Source organism: Anaerococcus sp. AGMB09787, from assembly GCF_022808955.1.
Taxonomy (GTDB): Bacteria; Bacillota; Clostridia; order Tissierellales; family Peptoniphilaceae; genus Anaerococcus.
Genome location: NZ_JAKZEY010000011.1, coordinates 22988 through 40663, shown reverse-complemented (window position 1 = coordinate 40663; position 17676 = coordinate 22988). Strand labels below are relative to the sequence as shown.

Below are 17676 nucleotides of genomic sequence, written 5' to 3'. Positions count from 1 at the left end.
ATCATCAAATACAAATGAAGAAGAAATAAGCGCTTTATCTGGTGTTGAAAGTAACGATATGAATCAAGCTTCAAGTAAAACATTAGATGATGGAGTATTAGATTTAGGAATTTCAGCGGATTTTCCTCCATATGAATATCATGAAGATGAAAAAATAGTCGGCATAGATCCTGAAATTGCAGAAGCTATTGGAGAAAAACTTGGTTATGAGATAGCTTTACACGATATGGATTTTTCAGCAATTATAGCATCTATAGAAAGTGGCAAACTAGATGGTGGAATTTCAGGTTTTACAGTTACTGAAGAGAGGGCACAACAAGTTAATTTTACTGATACTTATGCTAATAGTGTACAAGAAGTATTAGTGAAAAAAGGATCAGTTATAAAACAAATTGAAGATTTAGAAGGCAAAAAAATAGGTACACAACTGGGTTCGACTGGTGATTTACTAGCAGGAGATGATTTTGGTAGTGAGAATGTTCAATCATTTGCAAAATTTCCTGATGCTGTTCTTTCATTACAAAATGGTAAAATTGATGCAATTATAATAGATCAACAAGCTGCTGAAAAATTTGCGGATGCAAATGATGACTTGGAAATATTAGAAACTAAATATGCTGACGAAGAATATGCAATGGCAATTACAAAAGATAATGAAGAACTTTTTAAAGAGGTAAATGATGTAATTAAAGATTTAAAAGAATCAGGTGAAATACAAGATATAATTGATAAGTATATCAAAACAGAATAGGATAAAGAAATGAAAGTAAAAAAATTATTGATATTAGGATTAAGCAGTATTTTATTATCAGCTTGTTCAGCTAACGATAATGACAAAGCTGGTCAAACATTAGATAGCGGCCAAACTGCTAGTGCGGTAAGTAATGTAGAAACAACATCTAATTTAGTAAGTGATGGGATTATTGATCTGGGAACAAGTGCAGATTTTCCTCCATTTGAATTTTATAAAGATCAAGAAATGACAGGAATTGACATTGATATAGCTAATGAAATTAGTAAAAAAATTGGAATAGAAATAAAATTTCATGATATGGAATTCTCAGCTATTATAGCTTCTATCGAAAGTGGAAAGCTTGATGGCGGAATGTCTGGTTTTACAGTAACAGATGAAAGAAAAAAACAAGTTAATTTTACAGATTCTTATACCAAGAGCGTACAAAAAATAATGATTAAAAATGATTCTGAAATAGCTGCAATTGATCAATTAAAAGATAAAAAAATAGGTGTTCAATTAGGCACAACGGGTGAAATATTTGCTGTTGATGATTTTGGAGATGAAAATGTTCAATCATTTGCTAAATATTCAGATGCAGTATTGGCGCTTCAAAGTGGGAAGATTGATGCAATGGTTCTTGATCAACAAACAGCCGATAAGTTTGTAAAAGCAAATGATGATTTAAAAATATTAGAAACAGATTATGCACAAGAAGATTACGCCATAGCCTTAGGTAAAGAAAATCAAGCTTTATACGATGAGATAAATAAGGCTTTAAATGAGCTAAAAGAAGATGGGACAATTGATAAAATTTTAGATAAATATATAAATAGTGAAGATTAAAAATAGAAGAGAGAAAAAAGATGACTAGTATAATCGATGCTTTTGAAAGAAATCTTATAGAAAACAACAATTATAATTATCTGCTAGATGGATTTAAAACAACTATAATAGTAACCATAGTATCATTGTTTTTTTCACTTATAGTTGGCTTAATAGTTGCCCTCATACGTTCAGCAAAAATAGATATAAAACCTGGTCGGAAAAAGCCCAAAGAAATATTATTAAATATTTTAGATTTTATAGCAAAAATATATGTTACTGTAGTACGTGGAACACCATCAACAATTCAATTATTAATAGTTTTCAATGTAATATTAGTAAATATTGATAATCTATTAATAGTAGCAATTGTAACATTTTCTATAAACTCTTCTGCTTATATGTCAGAATTATTTAGAGGTGGTATCCAAGCAGTAGATAAGGGAGAAATAGAAGCGGCCAGATCTTTAGGTCTGAACTATTGGCAAACAATGAAACTAATAGTATTACCTCAAGCTTTTAAAAACTCACTACCCGCTTTAGGAAATGAGATTATTACTTTATTCAAAGAAACATCTATATCAGGGTTTATCGGATTAGTAGATTTAACAAGAGGAGCTGCTATAATAATCTCTAGAACATTTGAAGCGGCAATACCATATTTTGCTGCAGCGATGATTTATCTAGTAGTTGTTTTAATATTAGAGCAAATATTTAAGAAATTAGAAAAGAGATATGCCTATGCTTAAAGTTAAAAATTTAAAAAAATCATTTGGACAATTGGAAGTCTTAAAGGGGATAAATTTAGATATAGAAAAAGGTGACATAATTGCAATTATAGGTCCTTCTGGTTCAGGAAAATCTACATTTCTTCGATGCTTAAACTTATTAGAAATTCCTACTAGTGGTGATGTTATATTCCATGACAAAAAAATAAATTCAGATAATGTTGACATAAATAGCATTAGAGAAGAAATGGGCATGGTCTTTCAACAATTTAATTTATTTTCTAATATGAATATTATAGAAAATATGACCTTAGCACCGGTACAAAGAAAAAAAATGTCCAAAAGTAAAGCAAGAGAAAAAGCAATTGAATTGTTAGAAACAATAGGATTAGAGGATAAAAAAACATCTTTTGCATCACAATTATCAGGTGGTCAAAAGCAAAGAATTGCAATAGTTAGGGCCTTGATGATGAATCCTGAACTTATGTTATTTGATGAACCAACATCAGCATTAGATCCGGAAATGGTTGGTGATGTACTAGAATTGATGAAAAAACTTGCTAATCAAGGAATGACTATGGTTGTAGTTACTCACGAAATGGGCTTTGCTAAAGAAGTATCTAACAAGGTAATCTTTATGGATGATGGTGAAATAGTAGAAAAATCAGAAAATCCACAACAATTTTTCGAAAATCCAATAGAGGCTAGAACAAAAAAATTCCTATCAGCCATCCTATAGTTGACAAAAACAAAAATAGGGAGTATTATATAAAAGTAATACTCAAGCGGGATTGGCGGAATTGGCAGACGCGCAAGACTAAGGATCTTGTGACCGCCTTTAGGTCGTGGAAGTTCAAGTCTTCTATCCCGCACCATAAAGAGCTTAGGAATGTTGATTTTTCAGCATTCCTTTTTTAGTTAGTGGGTAACTAGTGGGTAATGTTAATTGCACATGTTTTATTATTTTAAATTTGTATTTTAAATAAAAGAAATATTAAAAAATTTATTAAAATTTGACACTACCATTATGTCTGGTAAGTCAAACTTTTTTATAATATATTTTAATTATATATTCTTGTACTTTCTATTACAATATCCTTACATAATTAATTATTATTTGAATTCTCCCTAAGTTTTGTTATAAAATATATACAAGTAAATATTTAGAACGGAGTTTGTATTAAGAAATATATTATGGCCCTTGATGCAGGTACTACTTCTAATAGGTGTATTATTTTTGATAAGAGGGGGAGGATTGTTTCTCTGGCTCAGAAGGAGTTTAGTCAGATTTTCCCTCATCCTGGTTGGGTGGAGCATGATGCGACTGAGATTTGGTCGACTCAACTGGGTGTCTGTATCGAGGCCTTGGCGAAGATTAATGCTCAGGCATCAGATATAGCTGCCATAGGAATTACTAACCAAAGGGAGACTACTATTATTTGGGATAAGGAGACTGGAGATCCTGTATATAATGCAATTGTTTGGCAATGTAGGCGTACTGCTGATATGGCTGATAAGCTAATCAAAGATGGCTACAAGGAGATGATCCAATCGAAGACTGGCCTTGTGATAGACCCTTATTTTTCTGCTACAAAGATTAGGTGGATTTTAGATAATATTGAAAATGGTCAAGACAGGGCAGAGAGGGGAGAGCTTCTTTTTGGTACTGTGGATACTTGGTTAATTTGGAAATTGACTGGGGGCAAGGTTCATGTTACTGATTATTCTAATGCCTCTAGGACTATGCTTTTTAATATAAATTCCTTGGTATGGGATGAGGAGATTCTTGAGATTTTAAATATTCCAAAGGCTATACTACCTGATGTTAAGCCATCTTCTTATGTCTATGGAAAGACTTTATCATCATATTTTGGTGGAGAAATTCTTATAGCTGGAGCAGGAGGGGACCAACAATGTGCCTTGTTTGGCCAAACTTGTTTTAATAGGGGCGACGCCAAGAATACCTATGGAACGGGTGCCTTTTTGCTAATGAATATAGGGGATAGGGCAATTATGTCTGATAAGGGACTTGTTACAACTATTGGTTGGGGACTTGAAGAAGGCAAGGTAACCTACGCCTTAGAAGGTTCGATTTTTGTAGTAGGATCTGCCATTCAATGGCTAAGGGATGAGCTTAGGATAGTAGATAGGGCAGAGGATACAGAGTATATGGCGACCAGGGTTGATGATACAGGTGGTTGCTATGTTGTGCCTGCCTTTACAGGACTAGGTGCGCCCTACTGGGATGCCTATGCTAGGGGAGCCATAGTGGGTATCACTAGAGGAACTAATAAATACCATATAATAAGGGCAACTCTCGAATCCCTAGCCTATCTTTCTAATGATGTCCTAAGAGCTATGGAGGAAGATAGTGGAACCAAGTTAAAGTCCCTCAAGGTAGATGGTGGAGCGTCTGCCAATAATTTCTTGATGCAATTTCAAGCAGATATGATCCAAACAGAGGTGCTAAGACCTAAGACCCTAGAGACTACAGCTCTTGGTGCAGCATATCTTTCAGGTCTTGCTGTTGGTTTTTGGGAAAGTTTGGATGAGATTAAGTAAAATTGGTCCATAGACAAGGTCTTTGAGCCTCAAATTATCAAGGAAGAGCGAGATAAGAAGTATAGGAATTGGAAGAGGGCTGTTGAGAGGTCTTTTGACTGGGCATAGGACTTTGAAGAATAAATTACGAGAAATTAACTAATTAGCCTACTATTTTTGGTAGGCTTTTATCGTGGAAAAATTTATAGGGAATTATATTCTAGTCGTTAATTTTACCTAGCAAATTTCGCCTCTTAAGTTTTCTTATGATATAATTAAAATGAGGTATTTTATGGAAAAAAATTGTTATGCAAAGATTAATCTAACTTTAGATAGTCTTTATAAAAGAAATGATGGTTATCACGAAATTGATTCTATCATGGTTAGGATTGGTTTATTTGATAAATTGATAATTAATAAAAACGAGAATGGAACTTTTAACTTCAAGTCCAATGTGGACCTAGGAGACCTTGAGGATAATCTTATTTATAAGGCCTATGCCCTCCTAAAGGACAGGGTGGATGATCAGGGTCTTGACGTTGAATTGGTTAAAAATATCCCTGTCGCTGCAGGTCTTGCTGGGGGGTCTACCGATGCTGCCGAGATGATAAAGGCCCTAAATGACCTTTGGGAGCTGGGTCTTAGTAAAGGAGAGATGATAAAGTTAGGGGCGAGCCTAGGGGCAGATATTCCATTTTTCTTCCTAGAAAAAGCTGCTAGGGCTAGGGGGATAGGTGAAATCCTAAGTCCCTTTACAAATAAGGTAAATATAAAGATTTTACTAATAAATGATGGGACCGAGATTTCTTCAGCCTTTGTCTACAATAGACTTAAGGATTATGGGGTAATTGATAATGAAAAGATAATTGAGGGACTCAAGGCAGGAGATCCTTATGTAGTAAAAGATTTTAGGAATGTTATGGAAGATGTTATTTTCGAAAATTATCCCCACCTAAAAGAAATCCGAGATATTCTCTTGGATAAAGGGGCTGCTAATGCCTTGGTGTCAGGGTCCGGTGCTAGTATTTTTGGAGTCTTCCTTGATGATGACTTCTACCAAAGGGCCTATGAAGACTTAAAGACTTCCTACAAATTTTGTGAAAAGGTGGACTTGATAGATGACTAATATTGGAGTTTTTGATACAGGTCTTGGTGGACTTACGGTCCTTTCTAAGCTTGTTGAGTCAAAAAAAGCAAATTACTTTTATTTTGGAGATACCCTTAGGGTTCCCTATGGCAATCGTCCCAAGGATGAAATCTTTGAGTTTTCTTGTGATATAGTCGACTTTTTGGAAAAGTTTGATATCGACTACTATGTAATAGCCTGCAATACTATATCAGTTACCTGCCTAAATCTCTTAGAAGAGAAGTACAAGAAGACCTTTATCCCAATAACTGATGGGGGCCTTAAGGCAGGGAGGTCTATCCCAGGGGATTTATTAGTGCTTGCTACCAAGGCAACAGTAGACAGCCATTTTTATAGGGATAATATTGAGAAAGTTGGCAAAAAAGTATATGAGGTAGCAGGTTACAACCTTGTTGACCTAATTGAAAATAACCAAATAGAAAGTCCCAAGATGGATGAGTCCCTTGAGGAGTACCTAGACCTTGCCAACAAAATTCAAATCCCTAATATCCTCCTTGGATGTACACATTTTCCCTTGATAAAAGATGAGATAGGGAGGAAATTAACTTATGAGGTCAATATCATAGATCCAGCAGACTATATTTTGGATAAGATCGAGACTAATGATAATGACCTTAAGATTAAAATTTTCCTATCCCAAAAATCTAAAATTGCTGAAAGTATTATACAAAGTTTGATAAAGTTTGACTATTCATTAACTTATGTAGACTTTGTTTAAAATAAAAGGGAAAATCTGTATAAAATCTATAGAAAAGCCCTTTTGCCCCTGTATTTTTTAAGAAAAAGATGTTATAATATAAATAAGAAATTTAGTAGTCTAGAGTAATTGGAAGGTTGAAATACATTTTCCAAAAAACTACTTATCCTAAAGATTTACTTAAAAATATTGAAATAAATAGAGGTAGGGAATGTCTAACAAAGGTTTAAGAGAGTTGAAGAGAAGAAAGCTTAGAGAAGCTAAGAAGAGAAGGAAAAGGATCCTTGCAGGTGGTATAGCGCTTGTGGGAGTGTTTTCGGTTGGCTATTTTATCAATGTAGATGATGATGACTTTACAATAGGAAGGCCAACAGAATATAGACAGGCACTAGGTGCAAGCGAGACTAATGATAAGCAAAAGCAAGAACCCCAAGGTGAATTTAATGAGAAGGCAACCAAGGCTGGCTTTTCTGATGTCGAAGTTAGTGAGGGGATGGAGGTAGAAGATACAGAGTATTCAGACACTCTAGTATCCTATATAAGAGCTGTCTGTGACCAAGAGGCCTTTCAATATCCAAACGACTATTCTAAAACAGACAAATCTATAAGGGAAGGGTCATACTTGCCCTTTTATGGTTGCCAAAATGGCTATGCCAAGATTAAGATAGATGATTCCTTTTATTATGTAAATAAGTATGGCCTAGAAAAATTAAGTGCTGAAGCTAGTGTCAAGGTAATCAATGGTATTGCCTATGTTAATAGCGACTACACCTTGCCTCAAGACTTCAATCCTGGTCTTGATAAGACTGCCTATAGAGCCTTCGAAACTATGAGACAGGATATGCAAAGACAAGGTCTTGACCTAAAGATAGCATCAGATTATAGGGACTTTGACCTAGAAACTAGACTATATGAAGCAGGAGATGTAGATAGTGATGTGCCTGCTACATCTGAACACCAATTAGGAGATGCATTTGACTTTTTTACAGGCACTATTAAGTATGATGATAAATTTACTTCAAGTAAGGAATATAATTGGCTTAAGGATAATTCTTACAAGTATGGCTTTATAGAAAGATATCCGGCTGGTAAGGAAAATATTACCAACCACCGTAGCCTACCATGGCACTTTAGGTTTGTAGGAGTCTACAATGCCAAGGAAATCTACGACAATGATCTTACTTTGGAAGAATATTTAAAGATAAATTAATTGTTATTAGAAATAAAATCCATATAATAGATAGTAAAAGAAAGGAGAACGATTATGGAAATTATTAAAACAGACAAGGCTCCAGCAGCAGTAGGAGCATACTCACAAGGAATTAAAACAGGAAACTTTATTTTTACATCTGGACAACTACCAATCAATCCAGAAACAAAGGAATTATATAAGGATATTAAGGAAGCCACCAAGCAATCTTTATTAAATGTTGAAGCTATAGTGAAGGAAGCTGGAGCTAGCAAGGAAAATATTGTAAAATGTACAGTATTTTTGGCAGATGTAAACGACTTTGAAGCCTTCAATGCAGTTTATGAAGAGTTCTTTGGAGATCACAAACCAGCTAGATCAGCTTTTCAAGTAGGAGCAGTTCCAAAGGGAGCACCACTAGAAATCGAAGCAATCGCTGAATTATAATAATAATCTTGGAGGGGCATAGGTCCCTCTTTTTTTGCCTAAAATGGGTATATAATATAGGAATAGAAAAAGTTAGTTTATATTTACAAATAAATAATAATGATAATGTAAGTATAGAAGTTAACCATAAATACTTTGTTTGGCAAGAGCTTTTGAAATTATATAGCTAATAGTTCTATATTCTAAGTAATAGTTACTTAAAGAAAAATGGCAAAAATTTGCTCTTTTTAGTAAGGAGAAGTTATGATTGAATTAAAAAATATTGTAGAAAGGCAGAGGGAATTTTTCTTGAAAGGTGAGTCAAAGACCAAGGCCTTTAGGAAAGAAAACCTAACTAAGTTAAAGAATTTGATAAGCAATCATGAAGATGACATAGTAGAAGCCCTAAGGGAGGACTTGGGTAAGTCAGCCTTTGAGTCCTATGTAAGTGAGATTGCCTTCGCAAAAGAAGAAATTGATTTTGCCCTAGATAACTTGGATGATTGGATGAAGCCTATCAAGGCAAAGACTCCCCTACCAGCCCAACCAGCCAAGTCCTACACCCTCTATGAGCCACTGGGCCTTACCTTAATAATATCCCCTTGGAATTACCCCCTTAATCTAACCCTAGATCCCCTAGTTGGGGTTATTGCAGCAGGAAATACTGCTATTATAAAAACATCATCTAAGACTCCCCACACATCAAAGCTTATTAGAGAGATGCTAAATACAAATTTTCCTAATGAATATATTTTTGTAGTAAATAATGACCTAGTTAGCCATGATGAGCTTTTGAACTACCAATATGACCATATCTTCTATACTGGTGGAAGAGAAGTAGGCAAGAAGATTATGGAAGTTGCTTCACAAAACCTAAGTAAGGTTACCCTAGAGCTTGGGGGCAAGAGTCCTTGTATAGTAGATAGGACAGCCAACCTCGCCAATGCTGCAAGGTCAATCGCCTGGGGCAAGACCTTCAATGCTGGTCAAACTTGTGTGGCTCCTGACTATATCTTGGTAGATGTTGCTATCAAGGATGAATTTATCAAAAGACTTAGGGGAGCCTTGCTAGAATTTTTCGGGGAAGACCCTATTAGAAACCCTGACTACCCAAAGATTATTAACCAAGACCACCTTGATAGGCTAGTCGACCTAACCAAGGATCAAGATATAATATGGGGTGGCAATTTTGATAGGGAAAATTTAAAATTAGCCCCAACTATAATTGATGGAGTGGACTTTGATAATAAAGTCATGGAAGAAGAAATATTTGGACCAATAATTCCAATATTGACCTATGATAATATAAATCCAATCCTATATAAGATTAAGAGACTTCCTAAGCCATTAGCCTTCTACCTATTTTCTGAAGATAAGCGCCTAATAGAGAAGGTAATGTATAATATAGAATTTGGTAATGGCTGCGTCAACGAAGTCCTTATGGAAATAAGCTCACCTTACCTTGAATTTGGTGGAGTAGGTGGATCTGGAATGGGTGGCTACCATGGCTACAATTCCTTTGTAAACTTCTCCAACAAAAAGTCCATAATGGAAGCCTCATCCTTCCCAAGACCAAAGGTAAAATACCCACCTTATACAAAAGGGAAGCTCGAACTAATTAAGAAAATATTGTAAATATAAATAAACCGGAGGTAAATCATAGTCCTCCGGTTTTACTTTACTTAAATTTCTGTATTTTTGATATCTTCAGCTATTACCTTAGCAAGTTCTGCTATTTGAGCTAGGTTTTCTTCCTTGACTGAAGAATTAATTTTAACATCTTCACCAATATAGTTTAATTTAGCTGGTTCTAATATTTCCTTAGAGATCTCTAGGGACTTACCACCCCATGACCAGTTGTTTAGGAAGGATACAGTTCTATTTTGATAGCCTGTTCCAACAAGTTCTCTTAAGAAGGCATCCATCTTGTAGTAGAGTCCTGAGTTATAGTTGATAGGTGCAAATACTGCGTGAGAATACCTATGGCAATCTGCTATAGGGAAGGATGGGTCCCAAGCTGATATATCGTAAAGAACTATATCTTCTACACCAAGATCAGCCAGGTTATTTGCCAAGATATCACTAGCTTGTTCAGTATCTCCATACATTGAGCAATAGATTATAGCCACACCTTTTTCTTCAGGGATGAATTTTGACCATCTTTGGTATTTTTCCATAATGAAGTTAATTGATTCTTCATCCTTGAAGATTGGTCCATGAAGGGCAAGTATTGCCTTAATCTCAAGTCCATCGACCTTCTTAAATAGGTTTTGAACCATGTTACCAAACTTACCTACTATATTAATATAGTATCTTCTAGCTTGATCTATCCAATCACCCTTGTGGATTACATATTTAGCATCGATATTACCATTTAGGGCATTGAAGGAACCAAAGGCATCAGCTGAGAAGAGGATCTTATCCTTAAGTTCATAGGCAACCATTACTTCTGGCCAGTGAACCATAGGTGCTGTAACAAACTTGAGAGTCCTCTCACCAATATTTAGCTCGTCCATATCCTTAACTTCGTAGTACCTATCCTTGAAACGATCATCATAGAATTGTTCATAGAACTTGAAGGTCTTGGCATTGCCAACGAATTTGGCATTTGGCCATCTTGTCAAGGCTGCTTCGATTGACCTACAGTGGTCTGGTTCCATGTGCAATACAACTATATAATCAAGCTCTTCTCCATCTAGGGCAGCTTCAATATTTTGGATGTAGTTTCTAGTAAAGGCTGCATCTACACTGTCAAATAAGACATTTTTTTCATCTCTAACAAGATAAGAATTGTAGGCAACGCCCTTGTCTAACTCAAAAAGGTTTTCGAAACGTTCGATTCTTCTATCGTTTACTCCAACCCAATAAACATTATCTAATATTTCTCTTATAGTGTGCATATTTACTCCTTTGAAATGTTTGACGAAAATGTTTTGTGTTTGTACCTATATTATACTTTATATATCTAAATTTTAAAAATAATTAAATAACTTATGGTTTATTAAAGTCAAGTCCATAATATTGTGTAAATTAGTCTAGTACAATATTTACTACTTCATTTTAATATACAATTTAGAAGATGTGATCCAATCCTCATTGATATCAATGAGGATTGAACCTATTAAGCGCATAGCAGATTTTTCATTAGGAAATATCCTAACGACTTTCTCTCGTCTTCTAACTTCTTGATTTAATCTTTCTATGCAATTTGTTGACCTAAGTCTACTATGAATTATATCATTAGCTAGATATGCAAAAGCATCTTCAAATCCTTCATCTAAGGTTTTTAATGAGTTTTGATATTTCTTTTCTTTTTCATATTTTACGAATATCTCATCTTTCATTTTTCTTGCTAGAGATATATCTTGAATTTTAAATAAAGACTTCATATCTGCCCTAAATTCTTCAGTGTTTTTCTTTGGTGCTTTTGTTAGGATGGTTCTTAGAAAATGGACTTGACATCTTTGCCATGATACATTTATAAATGTTTCTTTTATTGCTTTGACTAGACCTTTGTGAGCATCTGATATTACCATTTTAACTCCAGATAATCCTCTAACTTTTAGATATTCAAAGAAATTTGACCATGAGTATTCACTTTCGCTAGCACTTAGGTCTAAGCCTATGATTTCTCTGTTTCCTTTTTCATTTATTCCTATTGCAATGTGACAAGCTTTTGATACTACTCTATTGTTTTCTCTTACTTTTATGTATACTACATCTACAATTATGTAGGGATATGTTATCGTGCTTAGATCACTATTTCTCCATAGTTTTACTTCTTCGTCTAACTCTTTAGTTAAGGATGATACAAAGGATTTGGAATATGTTTTACCGCACATGTTTTCTATTACCTTGGATACTTTTCTTGTTGATACTCCTTGGATGTACATTTCTAACATGGTTGCAAGTAGTGCTTTCTCATTTCTTTGATATCTTTCAAAGACTTCTGTAGAGAATTTACCATCTCTTGTCCTAGGTACTCTTAGGGTTAACGTTCCTATTTTTGTCGTATAGTCACGTTCATAGTATCCATTACGGTAAGTGCTCCTATTAGGATCTCTTTGATAGGCTTGATTATCTAAGTATTCATCTCTTTCTTTTTCCATAAGCTCATTAAATACCTTGGTTAGAATTTTCTTAGCTATATCATTTTTAACTTCTGAGTTAATTAAATTTTGAATATCTTCTATGTTTAATGTAAAATGTAATTGGGTCATATGATTCCTCCTAGTTTGTTTTTGTGGTTAAAAACATTGTACTAGTTTAGGTTTCAAATGACCTTTTCTTTTTACACAATTATACGGGCACTATCTTTATTAATAATTTAGAAAAGTTTTTATGAAAATAAAAAGCGTTAAATTTTTGTAAAGTGGGTATATTATAAATATAAGAAATATTTTAGAAAAATATAATTTATACTAAAGGAGACATTATGGCTTACAATCTACCAAGAGATTTAGAAGAATTTAGAAAGTATGTTAGAGATTTTGCTGAGGAAAAAGTTAAACCTATAGCTTACCACTTAGACCGTGACAAAGTATTTCCTAAGGAAATAGTTAAAGAAATGGGTCAATTGGGTCTTATGGGAATACCATTTCCAGAAGAGTACGGTGGAGCGGGCTTAACCAATGAACATTACGCAATTGCAGTTGAAGAATTATCAAGAGTAGACGGCGGTGTTGGAGTTATCTTATCAGCTCATACATCACTAGGTACTTGGGGACTTAATGAATTTGGTAACGAAGAACAAAAACAAAAATATCTTGTTCCACTATTAACAGGTAAATCAATAGGTGGTTTTGGTCTTACAGAAGAAAATGCAGGATCTGACTCAGCTGGAACAGAAACAACAGCTGTTCTTCAAGGAGACCACTATCTTCTAAATGGTAAAAAAATCTTTATCACTAATGCACCAGAAGCTCAAACTTACCTAGTAACTGCAGTTACTACACCAGGTAAGGGTAATCACGGTATATCAATGTTTATCGTAGACAAGGACTTTGAAGGATTTACTTTCTCAGAACCATATGATAAGTTAGGTATCAGAGCATCAATTACAGCTGAACTTCACTTCAAGGATGTTAAGGTTCCAAAGGAAAACCTACTTGGTGAAGAAGGCAAGGGATTCAAATACGCTATGATGATCCTAGACGGTGGTAGAATTGGTATCGCTTCACAAGCCCTAGGAATTGCACAAGGAGCTTACGAAAGTGCCAAAGACTATGCATTATCTCGTATCCAATTTGGTGAACAAATCGCAAGGATGCAACACAACTCATTCAAACTTGCTGATATGGCAACATCTATCAAGGCTTCTAGACTACTAATTTATGATGCAGCAAAGAAAAAAGATGCTCATGATAACTATGGTATGGATGCAGCTATGGCTAAGATGTTTGCATCAGATACAGCTGAAAGAATTACTTCTGAAGCCCTACAAATGTATGGTGGGTCAGGATTTATTAAGGGAGTTGATGTAGAAAGATTCTACAGAGACTCAAAGATTACACAAATCTACGAAGGTACAAATGAAATAATGAGGGTAGTTATTTCTAACAATATCCTTCCTAGAGTTAAGAAAGATAAGAAAAAACCAGAAGCTAAGAAAGCACCTAGCCTAGTAGGAGATAGAAAACTTCAAATCTTCAAGGGTGATGCTAAAGAATCTGCTAAGAAACTAGTAGAAGCTCTAAAGGCTGAAGGATATACCTTCGATAAAAAAGATGTTGACCTAGAAGGACCTATCGATGGAGCTCAAAGAGTAGTAGCTGCTGGTATGGGAATAGGTGAGAGCCAAAACCTAGAACTAATCAAAGATCTAGCTAGAGAAACAGGAGCTGTTCTATCATCATCAAGACCTGCTTCACAAGTTAGAGGCTATGTACCAACAGATAGGTATATAGGACTTTCCGGAAAGAAATTTAATGGAGAGCTATATATAGGAGTTGGTATATCAGGAGCTATGCAACACTTAAAGGGAATTCCTGAAGCTAAGACAATTGTTGCAATAAACAATGACGAAAGTGCAGCCTTCTTTAATAACTGCGACTACGGTATCGTAGGCGACTTCCATGAAGTAGTTCCAGCACTTATTGAAGAAATCAAAAACGCTTAATATTTAGTAATCCACAATCTTAACAATAAAGTTTACACAAAAAAGGCTATGAGTTTTATCGCTCATAGCTTTTAATTTGAATATTTTTCTAATCGACTAAGTAAGCCCTATAAATTTTCCCTAATAAAGGCTTTGAGGGCCTCTATTAAATCATCAGATGTCTTATAAATTCTTGGATTCTCAAAAATATTGCCTTCCTTGTCTGCATAGGAAAGACCTGTTACTAGTTTATTGATGTAGAGAAAGTCGTTTTGGAAGACATCTTTCTTGATCTCCTCTAGTTTATTTTCTTTGTCATTGCCAGTAAGACGGATGTCTGTATAGAGTTGAAAGATGGGAATGCCGAGTTGGAAGGCTATACCCATCTCTGCTGCAAGACCTAGGTCCTTGGTATCCATAAGTCCTATTAGCAAGTCACTTTCCTTAAGCCTATCATAGTCGCCCAAAAGAATTTGGTAAGTTGAAGCAAAACCTGCTTCCTTATCATTTATCTCGTCATTATCTGCTGGGTTATATAGGTCAATCCCATCGCCAAACTCTTCTTCCAAGGCCCCTTGGACCTTCTTTGCTTGGAGTCTTTGACCTTCTGTAAATAAGTCACAACCTAAATAAATTTTCATATCATCACCTCTCCTTAATTATACTAAAAGTCTTAGTAAAAAACGATTTTTATTATATAATAGTAGAGAGGTGCTTATGTATAAGAATTTAAAAATATTAGGAGAAAATTTTAATATTGAACTTGGCGATATAGCCAAAAATATTGAAAGTATAAAGAAAATTATGACAAGGGCAAGGGACGAAGGTGTAGATTTAATCTGCCTACCTGAATTATCCCTTAGTGGAGCAAGCCTTTATGACTTGTATACAGAAAAAGTCCTAATCGAAAGGTCAAGACAAGCGATAAGGGACCTGGTAGATTTTTCTAAGGACTTTAACTTTATCCTAGGCCTTGGCTCTGCTCTTAAATCTGGCAAGGATATCTTTAATGCTTATATATTGATAAAAGCTGGGGAGATTTTGGATATTTGTATCAAGGAAAATCTAAAGCCTTATGAAAAAATGATTTTTTCTAATAACGCTCCAGACTATATTAGCCTTGACGGACTAGATATACCAGTTAATAAGGGAGAAGTCCTTGATATAGATGGGCTAAGGCTGGGAGTATCCATAGGGGAAGATGAAAGGATGCCTATAGCCAAGTCCTTGATTTTTAAGGAAAAAGGAGCGAGGCTAATTTTAAATCCTCATGCCTTCGAGAGATTTACCCTAAGTGAAAAGAAGTTAAAAGATGACATCACCTACCTATCCAATGAACTAATTTACCTGTCTGTAGGACCTGGTGAGGGTGAGTCTTCTACAGACTTTGCCTATAGCGACCTTTGTCTGATAGGATCAAATGGAATTATTGAGTCTTGTGATAGACATAGGGCTCTAACAACTTGTCCAATAGAGATAGAAGGGGAAAGTGCCTTTACTAGGAAAAATCTTAGCCAAGTTACTAGATTCCCTTACCTGCCTAAAGATGAAGATAGGGATGAGTATGTAAGGGATGTCTTCGAGATTGGAGCAAGGGGAATTCTTACTAGGTGCAAGAAGGTGGGAACCTATGACCTTTACCTGGGTCTATCTGGTGGTCTTGATTCTACCATGAGCCTTTTACTGATGACCTATGCTTATCATAAAGAAGGAATTGACTTTGACCATATCCACCTAGTAACCATGCCAGCCTTTGCTACCAGCAAGAAAACCAAGACCAATGCCTATAGGCTATCCGATGCTCTTGAACTTGATCTTAGAGAAATTGATATATCTGAGTCTGTTAGAAGCCACCTAAGAGATATAGGCCACGACCTAGAAAGTCAGGATGTTACCTACGAAAATTCCCAAGCCAGGGAGAGGACCCAGGTCTTATTTGACCTTGCCAACCAAGGATCAGGTCTTGTAATTGGAACGGGTGACCTATCTGAAGCCATGCAGGGCTTTGCTACCTATAATGGAGACCACATGTCATCCTACAGTACCAATGCCTCCCTAACCAAGACTCACCTACGCTATATTATTTCCTACGTGGCGGAAACAACAGACAATGAAAAGCTAAGTGAAGTTCTTGAGGATATCCTAGCTACTCCAATTTCACCGGAATTAACTAGTGAGAAGGAGGGGGAGATTAGTCAAAAGACTGAAGATATAATAGGTCCTTATGAATTAATTGACTTTTTCATCTACCACCACTTGGCAAATAAACTTGCCCCAAGGGAGATCAGAGACCTAGCCCAAGTTGCCTTTGCTGATACCTATGATAAAAAGATCATAGATAAGTGGCTTAGGTCCTACTATAAGCGCTTTAGCCAAAGCCAATTTAAGAGGGCAGCCTCAGTCGATTCTGTTTCAATTACTGGCCTATCCTATAGTCCAAGGACAGGTTACAAGATCCCATCTGATATGGGTAGTGGTATATATTTGGAAGAACTATGAAAAATAAAAAATTCCTATTCGCCTTAGGAGCCTTAGGTCTTGCTATTTACTTAGACCACGAGGCTTATTATGCTAGGGAAAAAATAATAAATCTTACTTCAAAAAAAATCAAAGATGAGATAAGGCTTACTCAAATTAGCGATCTCCATTCTAACCCTCTTGCCAATTTGGATGAGATGGTTGAAAATATAAGGGACTTTGATCCCCACTTTATAATTCTAACCGGAGATATAATTGACTATGGGACAGATAGGAAAATCGAAAGGTCCTCCTATGTTCTTAGAAAAGTAATGACCCTTAGCAAAAAAGTTTTCTTGATTACCGGAAACCACGAGGAGAGAGGTCCCAAGCTTGATATTTTCTTAGAAAAATGCAAGGACCTAGGGATAAGCTACCTATCCAACTCTTCTGTTGAATTTTCTATCAATAATAATATAGTAAATTTGTATGGGCTAAAAAATTTTGAGAGGTCCTACACAAGCTATAAGCCTAGTCCTGATAAGGTTAATATAATCCTGTCCCATTCTTTTAGGGCCATAAGGGATGATGGAATAAAAGACTTTGACTTTGTATTTTCAGGTCACACCCATGGGGGTCAGGTGAGAATGCCTCTAGTTGGGGCCTTGCTTGCACCAGGTGAGGGGATTTTGCCTAAGTATGATATGGGCAAATATTCCTATGGCAAGGGTCAAGTCTATATAGATTCTGGACTTGGCAATACCTTCTTACCTCTTAGATTTTTTAATCCAATTGGATATTCAAATATAAGACTCGGGTCTGTAGTTTAGTGGTAA

15 protein-coding genes, 1 tRNA gene and 1 pseudogene are annotated in these 17676 nt (G+C 35.4%); 14 read left to right on the top strand and 3 right to left on the bottom strand.

Annotated elements, in window-relative coordinates:
- The 11 genes and pseudogenes from MUN42_RS03485 to MUN42_RS03435 form a co-directional block, all read left to right on the top strand.
- Positions 1–751 (top strand): transporter substrate-binding domain-containing protein (locus MUN42_RS03485; protein WP_243342981.1); only part of this gene is annotated, 751 nt, incomplete at its 5' end.
- Positions 752–760: 9 nt separating this feature from the next.
- On the top strand, positions 761–1579 hold the full coding sequence (locus MUN42_RS03480; protein WP_243342980.1) for an ABC transporter substrate-binding protein: 819 nt from the start codon (positions 761–763) through the stop codon (positions 1577–1579).
- Positions 1580–1599: 20 nt separating this feature from the next.
- Positions 1600–2307 (top strand): amino acid ABC transporter permease, encoded by a 708-nt coding sequence (locus MUN42_RS03475; RefSeq protein ID WP_243342979.1) that lies wholly within the window; start codon positions 1600–1602, stop codon positions 2305–2307.
- A complete protein-coding gene (locus tag MUN42_RS03470) occupies positions 2300–3025 on the top strand; it encodes an amino acid ABC transporter ATP-binding protein (protein ID WP_243342978.1) in 726 nt (241 codons plus the stop codon). The genes MUN42_RS03475 and MUN42_RS03470 overlap by 8 nt, the downstream gene beginning before the upstream one ends.
- Positions 3026–3071: 46 nt before the next feature.
- Positions 3072–3161 (top strand) — tRNA-Leu (locus MUN42_RS03465).
- Between the two features lie 304 nt (positions 3162–3465).
- Positions 3466–4956, top strand: a pseudogene (gene glpK, locus MUN42_RS03460) (glycerol kinase GlpK).
- 163 nt (positions 4957–5119) lie between these two features.
- On the top strand, positions 5120–5953 hold the full coding sequence (gene ispE / locus MUN42_RS03455; protein WP_243342977.1) for a 4-(cytidine 5'-diphospho)-2-C-methyl-D-erythritol kinase: 834 nt from the start codon (positions 5120–5122) through the stop codon (positions 5951–5953).
- Entirely contained in the window at positions 5946–6692 is a 747-nt protein-coding gene (gene murI, locus MUN42_RS03450) for a glutamate racemase (protein WP_243342976.1), read from the top strand. Before ispE ends, murI begins: the two co-directional genes overlap by 8 nt.
- Before the next feature lie 190 nt (positions 6693–6882).
- Positions 6883–7881, top strand: a complete 999-nt coding sequence (locus MUN42_RS03445; RefSeq protein WP_243342975.1) for a M15 family metallopeptidase — start codon at positions 6883–6885, stop codon at positions 7879–7881.
- A 54-nt stretch (positions 7882–7935) separates the two neighbouring features.
- A complete protein-coding gene (locus MUN42_RS03440; protein ID WP_243342974.1) occupies positions 7936–8307 on the top strand; it encodes a RidA family protein in 372 nt (123 codons plus the stop codon).
- 243 nt (positions 8308–8550) lie between these two features.
- Positions 8551–9921, top strand: a complete 1371-nt coding sequence (locus MUN42_RS03435; RefSeq protein ID WP_243342973.1) for an aldehyde dehydrogenase family protein — start codon at positions 8551–8553, stop codon at positions 9919–9921.
- 47 nt (positions 9922–9968) lie between these two features.
- Here MUN42_RS03435 and MUN42_RS03430 read toward each other — a convergent pair whose 3' ends face one another.
- Positions 9969–11186: an FprA family A-type flavoprotein gene (locus MUN42_RS03430; protein ID WP_243342972.1), complete on the bottom strand. Its 1218-nt coding sequence runs from the start codon at positions 11184–11186 to the stop codon at positions 9969–9971.
- Between the two features lie 150 nt (positions 11187–11336).
- The gene (locus MUN42_RS03425; RefSeq protein ID WP_243342971.1) at positions 11337–12506 is read right to left on the bottom strand and encodes an IS256 family transposase; all 1170 of its coding nucleotides are present in this window, start codon (positions 12504–12506) and stop codon (positions 11337–11339) included.
- A 215-nt stretch (positions 12507–12721) separates the two neighbouring features.
- Between MUN42_RS03425 and MUN42_RS03420 the strand changes: the two genes are divergently transcribed.
- Positions 12722–14404 carry an acyl-CoA dehydrogenase family protein gene (locus MUN42_RS03420; RefSeq protein WP_243342970.1) on the top strand — a complete coding sequence of 561 codons (1683 nt, stop codon included), beginning with the start codon at positions 12722–12724 and terminating at the stop codon, positions 14402–14404.
- A 107-nt stretch (positions 14405–14511) separates the two neighbouring features.
- Here the strand turns inward: MUN42_RS03420 and MUN42_RS03415 are convergent, their stop codons facing one another.
- Positions 14512–15024, bottom strand: coding sequence for a nucleoside 2-deoxyribosyltransferase (locus MUN42_RS03415; RefSeq protein WP_243342969.1), 513 nt, complete (start codon positions 15022–15024; stop codon positions 14512–14514).
- A gap of 76 nt (positions 15025–15100) precedes the next feature.
- Here MUN42_RS03415 and nadE point away from each other — a divergent pair, with 76 nt between their 5' ends.
- A complete protein-coding gene (nadE, locus tag MUN42_RS03410; protein ID WP_243342968.1) occupies positions 15101–16882 on the top strand; it encodes an NAD(+) synthase in 1782 nt (593 codons plus the stop codon).
- Positions 16879–17670: a metallophosphoesterase gene (locus MUN42_RS03405; RefSeq protein WP_243342967.1), complete on the top strand. Its 792-nt coding sequence runs from the start codon at positions 16879–16881 to the stop codon at positions 17668–17670. The genes nadE and MUN42_RS03405 overlap by 4 nt, the downstream gene beginning before the upstream one ends.
- The last annotated feature ends 6 nt before the right edge of the window (positions 17671–17676 follow it).

Bases quoted from the DNA above. Each gene is read 5' to 3' on its own strand.
- MUN42_RS03480 (WP_243342980.1), top strand. From the start codon at position 761: ATGAAAGTAAAAAAATTATTGATATTAGGATTAAGCAGTATTTTATTA.
- MUN42_RS03475 (WP_243342979.1), top strand. From the start codon at position 1,600: ATGACTAGTATAATCGATGCTTTTGAAAGAAATCTTATAGAAAACAAC.
- MUN42_RS03470 (WP_243342978.1), top strand. From the start codon at position 2,300: ATGCTTAAAGTTAAAAATTTAAAAAAATCATTTGGACAATTGGAAGTC.
- ispE (WP_243342977.1), top strand. From the start codon at position 5,120: ATGGAAAAAAATTGTTATGCAAAGATTAATCTAACTTTAGATAGTCTT.
- murI (WP_243342976.1), top strand. From the start codon at position 5,946: ATGACTAATATTGGAGTTTTTGATACAGGTCTTGGTGGACTTACGGTC.
- MUN42_RS03445 (WP_243342975.1), top strand. From the start codon at position 6,883: ATGTCTAACAAAGGTTTAAGAGAGTTGAAGAGAAGAAAGCTTAGAGAA.
- MUN42_RS03440 (WP_243342974.1), top strand. From the start codon at position 7,936: ATGGAAATTATTAAAACAGACAAGGCTCCAGCAGCAGTAGGAGCATAC.
- MUN42_RS03435 (WP_243342973.1), top strand. From the start codon at position 8,551: ATGATTGAATTAAAAAATATTGTAGAAAGGCAGAGGGAATTTTTCTTG.
- MUN42_RS03430 (WP_243342972.1), bottom strand. From the start codon at position 11,186: ATGCACACTATAAGAGAAATATTAGATAATGTTTATTGGGTTGGAGTA.
- MUN42_RS03425 (WP_243342971.1), bottom strand. From the start codon at position 12,506: ATGACCCAATTACATTTTACATTAAACATAGAAGATATTCAAAATTTA.
- MUN42_RS03420 (WP_243342970.1), top strand. From the start codon at position 12,722: ATGGCTTACAATCTACCAAGAGATTTAGAAGAATTTAGAAAGTATGTT.
- MUN42_RS03415 (WP_243342969.1), bottom strand. From the start codon at position 15,024: ATGAAAATTTATTTAGGTTGTGACTTATTTACAGAAGGTCAAAGACTC.
- nadE (WP_243342968.1), top strand. From the start codon at position 15,101: ATGTATAAGAATTTAAAAATATTAGGAGAAAATTTTAATATTGAACTT.
- MUN42_RS03405 (WP_243342967.1), top strand. From the start codon at position 16,879: ATGAAAAATAAAAAATTCCTATTCGCCTTAGGAGCCTTAGGTCTTGCT.